This window comes from Alteromonas sp. AWM4_230 (assembly GCF_056158305.1).
The window spans coordinates 2,577,045-2,592,417 of record NZ_JBSWTB010000001.1; the positions used below are offsets into that span (position 1 = coordinate 2,577,045).

At 42.7% G+C, this 15,373-nt stretch carries 15 protein-coding genes; 9 read left to right on the plus strand and 6 right to left on the minus strand.

Going from position 1 to position 15,373, the window contains the following annotated elements; translation table 11 throughout:
- Positions 1–266: 266 nt before the first annotated feature.
- Together ACXACS_RS11065 and hda are read left to right on the plus strand one after the other, a co-directional pair.
- Positions 267–1,664: a DUF2066 domain-containing protein gene (locus tag ACXACS_RS11065; RefSeq protein WP_474806554.1), complete on the plus strand. Its 1,398-nt coding sequence runs from the start codon at positions 267–269 to the stop codon at positions 1,662–1,664.
- A gap of 6 nt (positions 1,665–1,670) precedes the next feature.
- Positions 1,671–2,408 carry a DnaA regulatory inactivator Hda gene (hda, locus tag ACXACS_RS11070; protein WP_474806556.1) on the plus strand — a complete coding sequence of 246 codons (738 nt, stop codon included), beginning with the start codon at positions 1,671–1,673 and terminating at the stop codon, positions 2,406–2,408.
- A 138-nt stretch (positions 2,409–2,546) separates the two neighbouring features.
- Here the strand turns inward: hda and ACXACS_RS11075 are convergent, their stop codons facing one another.
- The 3 genes from ACXACS_RS11075 to arsC all read right to left on the minus strand — a co-directional run bounded on the left by ACXACS_RS11075 (position 2,547) and on the right by arsC (position 4,005).
- A complete protein-coding gene (locus ACXACS_RS11075) occupies positions 2,547–2,969 on the minus strand; it encodes a DUF2069 domain-containing protein (RefSeq protein ID WP_474806558.1) in 423 nt (140 codons plus the stop codon).
- A gap of 74 nt (positions 2,970–3,043) precedes the next feature.
- Positions 3,044–3,652, minus strand: coding sequence for an NAD(P)H:quinone oxidoreductase (gene wrbA / locus ACXACS_RS11080; protein ID WP_474806559.1), 609 nt, complete (start codon positions 3,650–3,652; stop codon positions 3,044–3,046).
- The gene (gene arsC, locus ACXACS_RS11085; protein WP_474806561.1) at positions 3,652–4,005 is read right to left on the minus strand and encodes an arsenate reductase (glutaredoxin); all 354 of its coding nucleotides are present in this window, start codon (positions 4,003–4,005) and stop codon (positions 3,652–3,654) included. The genes wrbA and arsC overlap by 1 nt, the downstream gene beginning before the upstream one ends.
- A 215-nt stretch (positions 4,006–4,220) precedes the next feature.
- Here arsC and ACXACS_RS11090 point away from each other — a divergent pair, with 215 nt between their 5' ends.
- The gene (locus ACXACS_RS11090) at positions 4,221–4,736 is read left to right on the plus strand and encodes a TlpA family protein disulfide reductase (protein WP_474806563.1); all 516 of its coding nucleotides are present in this window, start codon (positions 4,221–4,223) and stop codon (positions 4,734–4,736) included.
- Between the two features lie 53 nt (positions 4,737–4,789).
- Here ACXACS_RS11090 and bepA read toward each other — a convergent pair whose 3' ends face one another.
- Positions 4,790–6,253, minus strand: coding sequence for a beta-barrel assembly-enhancing protease (gene bepA / locus ACXACS_RS11095; protein ID WP_474806564.1), 1,464 nt, complete (start codon positions 6,251–6,253; stop codon positions 4,790–4,792).
- A gap of 412 nt (positions 6,254–6,665) precedes the next feature.
- Here bepA and ACXACS_RS11100 point away from each other — a divergent pair, with 412 nt between their 5' ends.
- Complete coding sequence (locus ACXACS_RS11100; RefSeq protein ID WP_474806566.1) at positions 6,666–7,739, plus strand: AI-2E family transporter; 1,074 nt, start codon at positions 6,666–6,668, stop codon at positions 7,737–7,739.
- Between the two features lie 67 nt (positions 7,740–7,806).
- On the opposite strand, the gene bcp is transcribed toward ACXACS_RS11100, so the two are convergent.
- Both bcp and ACXACS_RS11110 read right to left on the minus strand, forming a co-directional pair.
- Positions 7,807–8,271: a thioredoxin-dependent thiol peroxidase gene (gene bcp / locus ACXACS_RS11105; protein ID WP_474806568.1), complete on the minus strand. Its 465-nt coding sequence runs from the start codon at positions 8,269–8,271 to the stop codon at positions 7,807–7,809.
- On the minus strand, positions 8,249–8,812 hold the full coding sequence (locus ACXACS_RS11110; protein WP_474806570.1) for a glycine cleavage system transcriptional repressor: 564 nt from the start codon (positions 8,810–8,812) through the stop codon (positions 8,249–8,251). The genes bcp and ACXACS_RS11110 overlap by 23 nt, the downstream gene beginning before the upstream one ends.
- 178 nt (positions 8,813–8,990) lie before the next feature.
- Between ACXACS_RS11110 and dapA the strand changes: the two genes are divergently transcribed.
- From dapA to ACXACS_RS11135, 5 genes are all read left to right on the plus strand, one after another.
- Positions 8,991–9,875 carry a 4-hydroxy-tetrahydrodipicolinate synthase gene (gene dapA, locus ACXACS_RS11115; RefSeq protein ID WP_269916984.1) on the plus strand — a complete coding sequence of 295 codons (885 nt, stop codon included), beginning with the start codon at positions 8,991–8,993 and terminating at the stop codon, positions 9,873–9,875.
- 12 nt (positions 9,876–9,887) lie between these two features.
- Entirely contained in the window at positions 9,888–10,991 is a 1,104-nt protein-coding gene (gene bamC, locus ACXACS_RS11120; RefSeq protein WP_474806572.1) for an outer membrane protein assembly factor BamC, read from the plus strand.
- A 12-nt stretch (positions 10,992–11,003) separates the two neighbouring features.
- A complete protein-coding gene (gene purC / locus ACXACS_RS11125; RefSeq protein ID WP_179983555.1) occupies positions 11,004–11,717 on the plus strand; it encodes a phosphoribosylaminoimidazolesuccinocarboxamide synthase in 714 nt (237 codons plus the stop codon).
- Between the two features lie 179 nt (positions 11,718–11,896).
- A complete protein-coding gene (locus ACXACS_RS11130; protein ID WP_474806574.1) occupies positions 11,897–12,763 on the plus strand; it encodes a DMT family transporter in 867 nt (288 codons plus the stop codon).
- Between the two features lie 254 nt (positions 12,764–13,017).
- Positions 13,018–15,372, plus strand: coding sequence for a sensor domain-containing phosphodiesterase (locus ACXACS_RS11135; RefSeq protein ID WP_474806576.1), 2,355 nt, complete (start codon positions 13,018–13,020; stop codon positions 15,370–15,372).
- Position 15,373: the final 1 nt, after the last annotated feature.

Sequence of the window (15,373 nt, forward strand, 5' to 3'; positions counted from 1 at the left end):
AGTCGGCACAAGTCCAATTTGTGACGGCTATTTTATGCGCTTTTTGATCTTTTTTATTTTAAGGGTGAAATTAAATTGAATATAAAAGACAATAGAGCGCTATCTTTTGGTGAATATCTTGCTAAATCTTGGCAAATAAAATGTCTTGCTCGGATATTAAGCGTAAACAACGTGAATGTCGGGGCTGCTTTCAAGCTTTATATGAAAAGTGTTTTGCTCATGAAAGGGTAGGCAAGGAATTGATTTTTAGAGTGTATGGAGTGTTAATGTTGACGGCAGTAATGGGTAACACCAACAAGGCAAATAAGCAGAGAGTAGGTTTGAAACGAATACTGAGTGTCTCCCTTGTTGCAATGCTAAATTACAGTGCAGTCACGCACGCTGCTCAGCGCGTTGTTGTTAATGAAGCGCAAATTCAAGTTGAGGATCAAACACAGCGCACTCAGCAAGCAGCGCTCAAAAAAGCGTTAAAGCAAGTATTTATTAAAATGTCAGGCAGCGAGAGTGTACTCGATAATGCGGGTGTGAGAGCGGCATTAACATCGCCTCAGTCGTTATTACGCTCATATCGCTTTGCGTTTGATAACAACAGAACCTATTACATTGCTGAATTCGACCAAGCGAAACTCAATGAAATTTTGCAGCGAGAACTGCTTCCGCTTTGGGGTGACAGACGCCCTGAGACTATAGTGTGGCTGGCTCAAGAGGACGAAAACGAAACTCGTGCCATTCTTGAAGAATCACTCGATACTGAACTACAGCGTGCACTTAAACAAACTGCTAAAGAACGCGGCGTACCTCTCAGCCTTCCTCTAATGGACTTAACAGACAGCGTTAATATATCTACCTACGATGTGTGGGGACGATTTGCAGAGCCGCTTCGTAAGGCTTCTTTGCGTTATAGCGTTGATAACATTATCGGTGCCAGGGTATATCGCAATGACCCAAATGCAATACCAGATTTACCCGAAAACGTTGTGCCGTCTGGTACCGTTGAGTCTATAGATAACGTGCTTAATGATGAAGCACAGACTAAGCGTTACGATGACCAACTAAACGACTCAGCTGACGCTGAATCGAACCCGTTACTAGGAAATAGTGAAAGCTTAGTAAACGAGAACGATGCTCTTACTGGTCAGCCTAGTGAAAACGTCGAAGAAACATCGCCTGCAGGACAACTCGCAAATACAATTGAACCATTTACTATGGACGAATTTGCGAATTACGCGAAAAGAGCAGATGAAGGCGACTTTGCGCTGGATTGGATTTTTATTGGCGGTGGTAAAGTAAGCTACGGCAGCATCTATGGAGACTCACCGGAAGAATTGGGTAATGCACTGGTAGACGCGTATTCAAATTATTTGTCATCGCTTTATGCGGTTGTGGGTATTGAGAAGTCTGAACGAGAGGTGATAAAAGTCTCAATCGCCAACGTTGGTTCCATTGCAAGCTATGCCAGTGCCACAGACTATTTGAACAGCTTAAGTGTGATTGAAAACGCGATCCTCGTAGAGCAATCAGGTACCGTGGCCACTTATTCTTTAACGTTAATAGGCACGGTTGACGATTTACTCAACAGCTTCAAGTTAGAAAATAAACTACGCCCAGTAACCGACGCCTATGGACAAACCGTTAACGAAAATAGTTTCTATTGGAGCAATTAAATTAGCATGCAGCTGCCTTTGCCAGTAACGTTACCTGTAGATGAAAACTTCGATAGTTTCGTTTCTACGGGTAACGAAGAAGTGGTTTCAGTGCTTGAGCAGATTTCAAAAGCGCTACCGCTTTGGCGAGATGACTCGAAATTGAGCGCTTTAGCGTCATTGCAACTTCCATTACTCACCTTATTAGGCAGCAGTGCGGTTGGCAAAAGTCATTTGCTATTTGCCACCTGTCATCAGTTAGCAGGCCGATCTGTCAATCACCTGTACTTAAATCTTAATGACTTTAAAGCTTGGTCTTTAGATATCTTTGAAGGGTTGGAAAACCTGTCGCTGATAGCGCTAGATAACATACACGCCATAGCGGGTGATAAACGCTGGGAAGAAGCGCTGTTTGATTTGTTTAATCGCGTTATGGAAGCTAAACAAGCGATGGTGATTTGCACCAGCCATTTAGGCCCATCAAACCCGGCTTTCGTGCTACCTGATTTACGTTCCCGTTTAGCATGGGGCGTTATTTATCACGTGAATCAGCTTGATGATAGCGGCCGTGAGGAGGCGGTACGCCTGCGCGCTGAAGAGCGGGGCCTTAAGCTTTCAAATCAAGCACTACAGTTCCTTTTGCACCATAGTGAACGCGATTTAAAAAGCCTCATGTCTTTGCTAGCCCGCCTAGACACCCGCTCACTCCAAGAACAAAAACGCCTGTCGGTGGGCATGGTTAAGCGCGAGCTTAACCTAAATTAACAAAGCGCGAGCTTAACTTAAATTAGCCAAGCGCGAGCTTAACCTAAATTAGCAAAGCGTGAGCTTAACCTAAATTAGCTAAAGCGTGAGCTTAACCTGAATTAGCCAAACGTGAGTTTAACCTGGATTAGCTAAGCGTTACTGTTGTCCTTGCTCAAAACGTGCTTTTTCTTCTTTCATTTCTTCTTTTAGCTTTTTAAGGCCTAACCCTAATTCGCGACCACGTTTTCTGGCAAAAGCGCTACATCCAACAAACATGCCGGTGCACAAAACTATTTCTACTACTGCATACCAGCGCTCAGCAGGCACGGCGTAGGCAACGGTACACCCGTGTATAAGGTAAAATAAAACAACAAAATTCGCCCAGGCGTGAGTATATGGCTTGCCTTTCAATACACCCCAATAGGGTAACAACAAGGGTAAAATATAAAACAGGGCAATAAATACTGGGGAGTAAGTATGCTCTTTAGTAAATGTAAATTGCCAAAGTGTTATCCATATGATTAGCCCAGTGTGGCTGATAAGTGCTAGATAGCGAAAGAAACGCGTATCTGGTGCCATGTTTATTCTCCGAAGAAATCAGGTTTTAATATTTATCTAAACGTTGTCTCTATTCGCGTTTGTCGTATCGCGAATCAATCGTTATCTGCTAGTCTTTTTGCAAACGTAGCCAGGCGCTTACCTTGAGCAAAACACAGCGCTTTTTCATCTGCGCTCAATTGTTGTGGAGCACTTAAACTGTGGTGCGCGACATGTGTTACGCCATAGGGGCTACCACCCATGTTTGTGTTGTGCAATTCTGGCTCGCTGTAAGGAATACCGCAAATTACCATGCCGTGATGGATAAGCGGTATCATCATAGACAACAGCGTGGACTCTTGGCCGCCATGCATGGACGATGACGATGTGAACACGCAGGCCGGCTTGTCAATCAATGCACCCTTCAGCCATTGGCTGCTTGTCGAGTCTAAAAAGTGTTTAACCGGCGCGGCCATATTGCCAAAGCGAGTAGGGCTACCAAGGGCCAACGCGCTACATTGCTCAAGTTCCTGAAGTGTAACCTCAGGGACTGTACTAGAAGCATCATTTGAGACATCTTCAGAAGTGCTGCTCGATTCGTTAATACTTTTAACTGTGCGCACTATAACCGGCACATTTTGTGACGAAATACCCTGGGCAATAGCATCAGCTAAACGCTTGGTGCTGCCATGTCGGCTGTAATAAAGTACAAGAACGGGTTGCACTACAAAATGTCCAATACCGATTCAGGCGGTCGACCGATACGTGCGTTCTCGCCTTTAATAATAATTGGGCGTTCGATTAGCTTAGGCGTCTGAGCCATGGCGTCAAAAAGTGCTTCATCAGACAATGCATCGTCCCCTAAATTAGCGTCTTTGTACTCTGTCTCTTTTGTACGCATCATATCCCTAACCGATTCAAGGTTAAGTTTTTTAAATATCGCTTTAAGCGCTTGTGCATCTAGGGGATGTTTTAAATATTCAACCACTACTGGCGCTTCGCCTTTTTCTTCAAGTAGCGCAAGCGTTTGTCTGCTCTTAGAACAGCGCGGATTATGAATAATAGTAATATCTGACATATAAGCCCCTTTTTAAGGTTGTTACTTTTGGCGCGAACTATTGCGTTTTTACTTCTTAATATCAAGCAGTTTACGCTTAGTTGTTAATAAAGTGCGCAATATACCTCTACATCGTGCCTAATCAGCAAAATGCTTAGAATAGTATTTCAAAATCTGTTAGAGAAGGGAGGAAGAATCTGGCACTATGACAAAAACAAATGTAATTAGAGGGTTGCATGTCGTTCTCACCATTAAACAGCAATGTGGGTAAAACTAATCCGTTTGTTCTTATCATCCTTTTTATTACAGCAGCTTTAGCCGGTTTCTTAACCTATCAGAGTCTTCAAAATGACTTTGAAACCTTGGATGGTCAAGCATATAGCTGGAACGGTCTTAAAGGACAATGGGTAATTGTGAACTACTTTGCGCCTTGGTGTGCACCATGCCTTCGCGAAATGCCTGAATTAGCGTTATTTCATCAGTCTTTGCCGAGTGATACCCAGCTGTTTGCAATTAATTACGACCCCAAAACAAAGGCTGAATTGAAGGCGATGACAAAGAAGCACGACATTGCTGTGCCAGTTATTGTTAGCTCTTCCGATACTAAGCTACCCATGGCAAAGCCTCCATATTTACCTGCCACTTTCATTGTAGGCCCAGATGGAAACATCAAAGAGACGATAATGGGTGAAGTGACAGCTGACGGCTTGCGTCAGCGCCTTAAACAACTAAAAAGCGCTGAGCGAGATTAAGTCAACAGTGTATAGACGCCCGTAACGCTGCACACTAACGCACTATAAACGCACTATAGCCGTTCCAAGCGTTCTTCCTGATCTCGGAACTGCTTTATACGCGCCCTAATTCGTTGCTTTGCAAGGTGGTTGTCGCCTGCAAAATTGTAGGCATATTGAAGTTCATCCACTGCGCGATTGTATGCGCCATAAAGGGCATAGACTTCCGCTTTGCTTTGATGCATTTGCGAGAACTGCTTAGCTTTTTGATACGCTTCACTCATTAATTGGTGGGCTATTTGATAATCCTTCCTAACCAGTAGAAAATCTTTAAGCAACGAAATAGCGTCGTCGTACTTCTGTGCACTGATGTAGGCGTTCGCCTGATTTAGCGCAAGAACCTGATTTCTCGGATTGTGATTAACGTGAGGCGTTAGCATTTCTACCGCTTTTAACGGTTGCCCCAAAGAGATGTAAATGTCAGTCATTGCATCGAGATAGAAAAGGTTATCGCTATCGCCGGCAATAAGCTTATCCATTATTTTTTTTGCTTTATCAATGTGTTCGTTTCGCATGTAGGCGAGAGCTAAACCGTAAAGGGATGCTTCTTTACTTCGCTGAACATCTTGGTCTACCGCTGCTTCAAAATACTCCATTGCGTAATCTGCTTTAAACGAATACCGCGCCTTTATTCGTGCTTTCGCTAATTCAAACTGTTTGTTGATAGGAAGGTAACGTCTAGGGTAATCCCCAGCGCGGTTCCTCGCGTCAGCAATACGGGTTTCAGTTAGGGGGTGAGTTAGAAGTCGTGCAGGCGGTCTAGAAACCATACGGTATTCTTCCGCCATTGTAGAAAAGAAAGACGCAGCAGCGTTTGGATCGAAACCTGCTCTTGCAAGCATAGCAATACCGATTCGGTCTGCTTCTTGTTCATTTGTCCGCGTATAGTCAATTTGAAGTTGTGCCGATGCTGCAGAACCTGCCTGCATGGCTGCAATGCCAGCTTCAGGGTTAGCCATAGCTATGAGTACGCCACCAATAAGCGAAGCCAATGCTAATGGCGATGAGCGCCGTTGGGCTTGCATGCGTCGCGCAATATGGCGTTGGGTAACGTGAGAGATTTCGTGAGCAAGCACTGAAGCCAGCTCGCTTTCGTTTTTAGCTCTACGCATTAAGCCCGTATGTACGCCGATATGACCACCGAAAAATGCGAATGCATTTATGGCATCGTTGTTAACCCAGAAAAACTCGAAGGGGAACTTTGCGTTGTCGGCATGGACGACTAAACGGTTGCCAACATCTTGCAAATACTCATCCAATACTGGGTCTGAGATAACCGGGCTTTGTCCGCGCATTTGGCGCATGACTGCATCGCCAACAATCATTTCCTTATCAAGTGATATAGCATCTGAAGCAACCACACCTATTTCAGGTAGTGCATTTTTATTGCTGTAATTGGCATCTTGTGCAACAGCCGTTAGGCTCGATGTGAGCACGAAGGAAAGGGCAACCAAGAATGCTGAAAAATGTTTTCTCATGAACCTACAATTATTATACATATTTAATACTGCATAACGCTTAGAGCACTAAGTTGCTAAACAGTTTCAAAATTTATTATTTTCTTATGTCTACTTTTCCAGTAGACGAAGTTTAAAATTCATAGTTGTCTTAATGACAAGAGTTAGACAATTACTTGACCGAGTTTCCAGCAATTGACTACTCTCACAATACGCTTCTGACTACTCTAGCCTCACGCTGGGCAAATATTACGACAAGTTGCTCTGCATTGTTTAACAACTATTTAAACTCTCACTCTACACGCTAATAGTTATACTGTAAAAACATCATACCAGTTTGATTTTGAAAGATTCTTAACTACTACTTATTGCTAATTGCTAGTGCTATCAACTATGATGCGTGTCCTATTCTTGGTTATTTCTAGGCGTTTCTATGATTAGCGTTTTTGGTCGATGGTACCGACGCAAATTTTCTGACCCTGACGCGGCAATGCTGCTCATTTTGATTCTTTTAACCACCACAGTATTGCTGTTGTGGGGCGAACTAATTATGCCTGTGCTGGTTGCTGCGGTCATAGCTTATCTGCTTGACTGGCCGGTAAGTCGTTTGGTGGGTGTGGGAGTTAGCCGTACTCTGGCATGTGGCGTGGTAATGCTCGCATTTATCACTATCACAATTTTAACCTTAATTGGATTGGTTCCAATTATCTCAAAACAGAGCGTGAACCTTATTCAAGAAACGCCGTTAATTTGGCAAAAGGCCCAGGAATGGATCTTAACGCTACCTGATAAATACCCAGATTACGTACAGGTGTATCAAATCCATCAGATGATGGAAGGGTTAAATGAAAAGCTGGTAGAAGTAGGAGAAACCCTGATTTCCGCTTCGTTCAGTAATATCGCCAATTTAGCCGCACTGCTAGTCTATATGGTGCTGGTACCTTTGATGGTATTTTTCATGTTGAAGGACAAGCTTTTCTTTCTAGACAGCATTTCTCGGTTATTGCCAAAAGAGCGCCGCTTAATTACCCAAGTGGGCCACGAAATGAATTCTCAAATCGCTAACTATATTCGCGGCAAGGTGATTGAGATTATTATAGTAGGCGTAGTGAGCTGTGTGACTTTTGTTCTTATGGACTTGCGCTACGCCATTTTGCTTGGCGTTTTAGTCGGCTTTTCTGTACTCATTCCCTATATCGGTGCTGCAGTGGTCACAATACCTGTGGCAGTTGTTGCAATGTTTCAATGGGGAATATCGCCAGAGTTTTGGTATCTAATGATTGCCTACGGCATTATTCAAGCATTAGATGGTAATTTATTGGTTCCGTTATTATTCTCTGAAGCGGTTAGTCTTCACCCGCTTTATATAATTGTTGCTGTTTTAGTCTTTGGTGGTCTTTGGGGCTTTTGGGGTGTGTTTTTCGCCATACCACTTGCTACATTGGTAAAAGCTGTGGTTACTGCATGGTCAAGTAATCCTGTTGCAATTCCCGAAGAGGCAAAGTAGCTAACGCTAAGTATAAAAAAGCCCCGATAACTGCTCGTTATCGGGGCTTTTTTGATATTACGGAAATTTAGCTGTTCAGGTAATCTAGAACAACTGTGTGGTGTTCTTTTGTTTTGAATTTATTGAAAACATGCTCAATTACACCGTTCTCGTTTATCAAGAAAGTTTGACGGTGAATGCCATCATACTCCTTACCCATAAACTTTTTAGGTCCCCACACACCAAATGCGTCGGCGACAGCGTGGTCTTCATCAGAAAGCAGGGTGAAATTAAGGTTTTCTTTTTCTATAAACTTAGGCAGTCGCTTAACCGCATCTGGGCTCACGCCTAGTACAACCACGTTTTTCGCGGTCAGTTCATCATTAACATCACGTAGTCCCTGTGCTTGCGTCGTACAGCCTGGCGTCATTGCCTTAGGGTAAAAATACAGGAGTACTTTTTTACCTGCGTAATCAGTTAAAGATACGGATTCGTCATTTTGGTTCTGCAATGAGAATTGTGGAGCTTTATCACCAGCTTGTAACGTTTTCATTGGGATCCTTCTTATGTTTGTCTACTACTTTGCCTGTCACGTTTAACGATTCGAACAGGGACATTAGATCAGATTCTAAAACATCGATATTTTCATCTGAAGTAAGCGAAACAATAAATTTGCATCGCATGTTGTCTTTACCAGTGGCTTTGTCTTTGTAAGTGCGCTGTCTAAACGCACTAATCATGGCATCTCGCTCTGCGAAAAAGCCGGTAACGGCTTTAATCAGGCCCGTTTCGTCTTCGCCACTAAATTCAACATTAAAGAGGTGCGCGAGATTTTGCTTTTCATGGTGGCTTGTTCGCTTCATCATCGACAGCAAATCAAGGCGCTGAAATAACGCTGGTAGTATGCACTCAGCTTTTGTAATAGCAGTCTGCGTTCCCTCAATGATCATAGTCAACGAGAACTCTTTGCCATATATAGCTTGCCTGCTATCTAAAATATTGCACTGAGCTTCTGATACCGTTGTTGCAATTTCGCTTAGGATGCCAGTGTTGTCTGTACCTAAAATGGTAACGATAAGTTGTTGTTTCGACATCTACTTCACTTCAATGGTAATAATGTCGGGATGTTAGCACAGAGTTTTTTTAGAAGTCAGCGCCTTTTTCCCGCCTTTGAATAAGATATTGTCAAATTCTTGTCATTTTACATGCGCTATTACTTGTGTTTAAGCACTGACATAATTACCATGTGCGCTCACATTTTGCGGAGAGATTATGTTTACTGGTAGTTACGTAGCACTCGTCACGCCGATGCTCGAAAACGGCGATATCGATTACAAGTCTTTAGAGAAACTTGTGAAGTTTCATGTAGAGCAGGGCACTCATGGTATTGTGTCTGTTGGCACTACAGGTGAGTCAGCAACGCTACCGTTTGATGAACATATCAACGTGGTTAAAGAAACAGTAGCAATGGCATCAGGTGCTATCCCTGTTATTGCTGGAAGTGGTGCAAACTCTACTGCCGAAGCGATTTTTCTTACCGAGCAATTAGGTGCTACAGGTATAGATGGTTTCTTAAGCGTGGTGCCTTACTACAATAAGCCGCAACAGGCGGGTATGATTGCCCACTTCAACGCCATTGCCGATGCTAGCGACTTGCCTGTGATCCTATACAATGTTCCGGGCCGAACCGTAGCTGATATGCTTCCTGAAACCGTTGCAGAATTATCTACCCACAAAAATATTGTTGGTCTTAAAGATGCAACTGGTGATATTGCTCGATTAAAAGAAACCCAGCCTCTTGTTCCGGAAGACTTTGTTATTTTAAGTGGCGACGATGGCACAAGTGCTGAATTCATGTGCGAGGGCGGGCATGGTGTCATTTCAGTTACCGCTAATATAGTACCTAAAGCTATTGCACAAATGTGCGAGACTGCCCTCAATAAAGATTTCGATAAATGTCGAGAGATCGATGAAACAATCAAGCTATTGCACAGTGAGCTTTTCATTGAACCAAACCCTGTAATGCCTAAGTGGGCGTTATACAAAATGGGAATGATGAAAAGTGCTGTTATGCGATTACCTATGGTTTTACCGGAACTATCAAGCCAAAAACGTATCGAAGAACTACTAAAAAAATACGCATTGATTTCTGGTTAATAAGGAATACAGATGAAAAGAACGCTGGCTATAGCAAGTTCAGTAGCAATGGTTGCACTTGCAGGTTGTTCAAGCCAAATAGATAGAAAGACCGCTTCTGGTAGCTACGAGTACTTAAAAACTAAAGAACAAAAGACGTTAGAAGTACCTCCTGGCTTAGATGCACCTACCTTTTCGAGAGACTTTGCTTTACCAGAGGTAGGCAAAGAAGCAGACCCGTCGCTAGTAGGTAAGAACTTGATGGTTCGTTCTCCTGCGCTGGTTCTTCCTTTAGTTACTGGTTCTCACGTGGAAGAAGGTAAGAGCTCAGCAACGATTTGGTTCGACCAAGTTGATGATAGCCAACCGCTAAGCCAAGCAATCTGGAACTCATTATTAAGTTTCTTAGATGAGCAGGGAATAGGTGTAGATAGCTTCAGCCCGGAAGATAAAGTTTTGATTACTGACTGGATGGTCATGACTAAGGAAATTGATGGTCCTTGGTATAGCTTTATTGACGAAGAGAGCGAGATAGGTCGCCGTTTCGAATTCAACCTAGACGTTAAACCTCACGGTCGTAGCGCTGCATTAACGGTTGATTTAAAAGACTACATGCAAACCGTAGGCAACGACGTAGTTGCAGAGGTCTCTTCTTTGGAAGAGCGTCGCGAAGAAGTTGAAGTATTAAACCAGGTTATCGGTCATTACGAATATCAAATTCAGCTTGCTGAAACGCGAAGAATTGCGAAGATTCGTCAAGGTATTAATACGGAAATGGGCTTTAACGATGACGGTGACCCAGCATACATCGTAGAAGCGCAATATGACGTTGCTTGGCCGAGAATGCTTTTGGTCCTTCGTAAACTTGGGTTTGATGTTAAAGATTTAGATAAATCAAATGGCCTGCTTTTTGTCGCTTATAATGGCGATCAGGGGAGCTGGTGGGATGGTTTATTCTCAAGCGATGCCGAATTACTTAAAAAGGGTGATTATCGTTTGAAAGTTGCAAAAGCGGGTGCAAATCGCACATCTGTTACCTTCATGAATAATGAAAGTATACCGTTTGAAGCAAATCAGGTTTCCGACCTTTACAGTGCATTTGCTGAGGTCATGTCAGAAGATAACCTTGATATATAACTGAGACTGAGAATGGAAAAACGCGACGAGCTTTACCGAGGTAAAGCAAAAACTGTTTATTACACTGATGATAGCGATAAACTAATTCTTCACTTTCGAAATGACACTTCAGCGTTCGATGGCGAAAAAATAGAGCAGCTTGATCGCAAGGGTGAAGTAAACAACAAGTTTAACCACTTTATAATGACTAAGCTTGAAGAAGCGGGCATTGCAACACAAGTTGAAGCTTTGGTTTCTGATACTGAGTCTTTGGTTAAAAAGCTCGACATGATCCCTGTCGAGTGTGTGGTGAGAAACTTGTCTGCTGGCTCTTTAGTGCGCAGACTAGGTGTTGAAGAAGGTAAAGAGCTTAACCCACCTATTTTCGAGTTTTTCCTTAAAAACGATGCGCTTCATGACCCAATGGTAAATGACTATCACATTCTATCATTCGGTTGGGCAACCGAAGCTCAGATTGCTGAAATGAAGGCGCTTACCTTTAAAGTTAACAATGTACTTAAAGCATTGTTTGACGAAGCAGGTATGCTTCTAGTTGACTACAAACTTGAGTTTGGTGTCGATAAAGATGGCAACATCGTGTTAGGCGATGAGTTTACGCCTGACGGCTGTCGCTTATGGGATAAAGAAACTCGTAAGAAAATGGACAAGGACCGTTTCAGACAGGGACTTGGATCGGTTGTAGAAACTTATATTGAAGTTGCTGAGCGTTTAGGCCTGTCTCTTTAGATACAGACCTGCTAGCACTTTAAAGAAAAGAGGACCTTACGGTCCTCTTTTTCGTTTGATGGTTATAACTTACTTCTAGTATTAGGTCATTTAAAAAAAGTTTTTGACGTTATTATTCTCGTTATACTTTTTTGAAGAATGTATTTCTAGAGATAAAGGTGAGCGCAAAGGAGCGGACATTGTTTAGAACACTTTCTTTAGTCACGGTGGCAATGGTTGCGTTTGCCGCAAATTCGCTGCTGTGCAGAATGGCGCTGGCGAATACAGATATTGACCCCGCTAGCTTTACCGCGTTGCGCTTAACAAGTGGTGCTCTTGCACTTACGTTCTTGTCGCTCTTTTCTTTGCGAAAAGTACCAGGGGACTCAGGCCTTTGGGTTAACCTAAAAAGTAATGCAACCTTCCTCGGTGGCGCTTCACTATTTTTGTATGCACTTTGTTTTTCATACGCCTACATTTCTATGGCTACTGGCACAGGGGCATTGTTGTTATTCGGCGCAGTACAATTGACTATGATCAGCTTTGGCCTTGCAAGAGGAGAACGGTTTAAGCGTTTTCAATGGCTAGGTTTCCTCCTTGCATTTGCCGGTCTGGTAATTTTGTTGCTACCGAGTGCATCAGCGCCACCGCTTTTAGCTGGCATAATCATGGTCACCGCAGGTATTGCATGGGGTGTATATTCGCTATTAGGCAAAAAGAGCAAGTCCGCACTTTTTGCTACATCGGGCAACTTTATATACGCATCTATTTTATGTATTCCATTAGTTGGTTTTTTACTATCACTGAATAGTACTGAATTAGTATTCGACAGTACTGGCGCCTTATTAGCACTGGTTTCTGGCATTATGGCGTCAGGATGTGGTTATGCAATTTGGTACAGCGTGCTGCCACTTATTAAATCAACTACTGCTGCCACTGTTCAGTTAAGCGTTCCAGTAATCGCAACTTTGATGGGATGGGCTATACTTGGTGAGCAACTTAGCATTCAGGTTGTTATCGCTTCTATCATGACGCTGGGTGGCATCTATTTGGTGATAAAAAGATAGCTTGCTACACGGAAAATAGTGCGTTGCACTTTTAACTACCTCAAATTTTATTGTAAGCATTTTTCAACAGGTTGTTAACGCTCACATGTTTTTGGGTAAAACGTAACGAGAGATACTTATCTTTTTAGACTAAAGCAAAATGTTATATTGCTATCCGTAATGCTAAAGTTCAGCGATAAACAATGCGTATGTCGTTGTTCCCGAGTGGCTAAATAAAAAGGCGGTAATGGTGGGTAAGTTTATTGGAGCATAGAGTGTCAATATCTGGAGCATTAACTAACGAAGTCGAGAGGGTATCTGTCCTCAAAAGGTTAGCGCTTTTAGATACTCAAAACGAAGCGCGTTTTGATCGGATCACGAGTTTGGCAAGTAGTGTACTTAATTGCCGATTCGCAACGATAACGCTAGTTGATAGCGATAGACAGTGGTTTAAATCCTCAGTCAATCTTGAGATAAAAGAGTCCGCTCGCGATATTGCCTTTTGCAGCCACACTATTTGTGAAACAGACCCATTAATTATCCCTGACACCAAAAAAGATCCGCGCTTTACAGATAATCCATTTGTTTTGGGCGAGCCCCATATTCGCTTCTACGCGGGAATAAAGCTTGTTGTAGATGGTTACGCTGTGGGTACTCTATGTGTACTTGATACGCAGCCACGTGACTTTAATGAAAGCCAGCTTTTTCAGCTAGAAAAGCTAGCTGAGCTCGCAAACGCAGAGATTTGTAGGAAAGAAGATGCTGAGCTATCAAAGCAAATTACTGAGTACCAAAATCAACTCGAGCAAACGCAAAAGCTTACGCGGGTTAGAAGTACTATTCTCGAAAAAGTAGTAAATGCGGAATCACTTCACAGTGTACTTTTCGATATTGTTGATGCCATTGAAGGAGAGTATCCGAATAAGCTCTGTAGTATTCTGCTGCTGCAAGATGGCAAGTTAAGAAAAGGTGCAGCGCCGTCCTTACCCTATTTTTATAACGATGCTATAGACGGACTTGAAATTGGGCATGGTGTAGGCTCTTGTGGCAATGCAGCAGCCACTAACAACCCAACTGTTGTGGAAGATATTAGTACACACCCTTTTTGGGATGGCTATCAAGAATTGGCTGCACAGGCGGGGGTAGCGTCCTGCTGGTCTCAACCTATTAGAGGGTCAAACGGGAACGTAATTGGCACCTTCGCAATCTATCATAGTTATAAAGCGGTACCCACGCCCGAAGAAATCATTCTCATAGAGCAGTTTGCACATATCGCGAGTATAGCGATAGAGAGAGAATTGGCTAACGACCTTATTTGGAAACAAGCCAACTTCGATACGCTTACTGGTCTACCGAATAGGAACCTTATGCTGGATCACCTCGACTTAGCGATTAAGACAGCTAAAAGAGAAAATGACAAGGTTGCTGTTCTTTTTCTAGATCTCGACAACTTTAAAGATATAAACGATACCCTCGGACACGATGTAGGCGATGAGCTTTTAAAAGAGTGTGCTAAGCGATTTACGCAAAACGTACGCGCTAATGATACCGTTTGTAGGCTAGGTGGTGATGAATTTGTTATCATTTTAAATAGCATCAATAGCTTAAGTTCAGTAGACGCCATAATACAGAAGCTGCTTGAAGTGATTGCAGAGCCGTTTGTTATCGATATTGATCGCGTACATACAAGTGGTAGTGTGGGGGTAACTCTATATCCAGATGATGCTAGTAATACGAAAGACTTGTTGAAGTACGCAGACCAAGCCATGTACCAAGCGAAAGCGTCGGGGAAAAATAGTTACAAATTTTATACCTTAGACTTGCATGAAGCTGCGGTAAAGCGACTGTCTCTTTTAAATGACCTCCGCTATGCCGTTAAAAACAATGAACTTTTCGTTGAATATCAGCCTATAACGACACTTAGTAATGGTCAGATTTTAAAGGCGGAAGCTTTGCTTCGATGGCAGCATCCTCAAAAAGGTCGAATTCCGCCGGATGAATTTATTCCTTTAGCAGAAGAGTCTGGTTTAATTATCGAAATTAGCGACTGGGTTTTTGATGAAGTGTGTAGGAATGTAAAGCATTGGCAGTCACATTATCGCCGTGATCTTCAAATAAGTATAAACACATCACCTTGCCAATATTTTCATCAAGAATCGAATATTACGAACTGGCTTAACAAATTGCTCGAGATAAATGTTTCAGCGAAATCGATTTTACTTGAGGTCACAGAAAACCTGTTAATGAAGGCCGACGAAGAGGTTTCTAAAAAGTTGTTCCAGTTTAGGCAAGCAGGTGTTGGTATAGCCCTTGATGATTTTGGTACGGGGTATTCTTCTATTTCTTATCTGAAAAAGTTTCCTACCGATTTTATAAAAATCGACAAAAGCTTTGTTAAAACGATGACAGACGTAAGTAACGATAAAGTGCTGTGTGAAGCTATTATCATTATGGCTAAAAAGCTTGGAATAAAAGTGGTAGCAGAGGGTATTGAAACTCAAGAGCAGTTTGAAATTCTCAAAGCAATGGGGTGCGATTATGGTCAAGGGTATTACATAGCAAGGCCCATGAGTAAGGTTAACTTCGAATCCCTTCTAAGAGCAACTAGCACTGTATGCAGTGCTAGTTGAA

What these genes read in the sequence shown, in the direction of transcription:
- ACXACS_RS11065 (WP_474806554.1), top strand. Translation starts at nt 267, where the DNA reads ATGTTGACGGCAGTAATGGGTAACACCAACAAGGCAAATAAGCAGAGA.
- hda (WP_474806556.1), top strand. Translation starts at nt 1,671, where the DNA reads ATGCAGCTGCCTTTGCCAGTAACGTTACCTGTAGATGAAAACTTCGAT.
- ACXACS_RS11075 (WP_474806558.1), bottom strand. Translation starts at nt 2,969, where the DNA reads ATGGCACCAGATACGCGTTTCTTTCGCTATCTAGCACTTATCAGCCAC.
- arsC (WP_474806561.1), bottom strand. Translation starts at nt 4,005, where the DNA reads ATGTCAGATATTACTATTATTCATAATCCGCGCTGTTCTAAGAGCAGA.
- ACXACS_RS11090 (WP_474806563.1), top strand. Translation starts at nt 4,221, where the DNA reads ATGTCGTTCTCACCATTAAACAGCAATGTGGGTAAAACTAATCCGTTT.
- bepA (WP_474806564.1), bottom strand. Translation starts at nt 6,253, where the DNA reads ATGAGAAAACATTTTTCAGCATTCTTGGTTGCCCTTTCCTTCGTGCTC.
- ACXACS_RS11100 (WP_474806566.1), top strand. Translation starts at nt 6,666, where the DNA reads ATGATTAGCGTTTTTGGTCGATGGTACCGACGCAAATTTTCTGACCCT.
- bcp (WP_474806568.1), bottom strand. Translation starts at nt 8,271, where the DNA reads ATGAAAACGTTACAAGCTGGTGATAAAGCTCCACAATTCTCATTGCAG.
- ACXACS_RS11110 (WP_474806570.1), bottom strand. Translation starts at nt 8,812, where the DNA reads ATGTCGAAACAACAACTTATCGTTACCATTTTAGGTACAGACAACACT.
- dapA (WP_269916984.1), top strand. Translation starts at nt 8,991, where the DNA reads ATGTTTACTGGTAGTTACGTAGCACTCGTCACGCCGATGCTCGAAAAC.
- bamC (WP_474806572.1), top strand. Translation starts at nt 9,888, where the DNA reads ATGAAAAGAACGCTGGCTATAGCAAGTTCAGTAGCAATGGTTGCACTT.
- purC (WP_179983555.1), top strand. Translation starts at nt 11,004, where the DNA reads ATGGAAAAACGCGACGAGCTTTACCGAGGTAAAGCAAAAACTGTTTAT.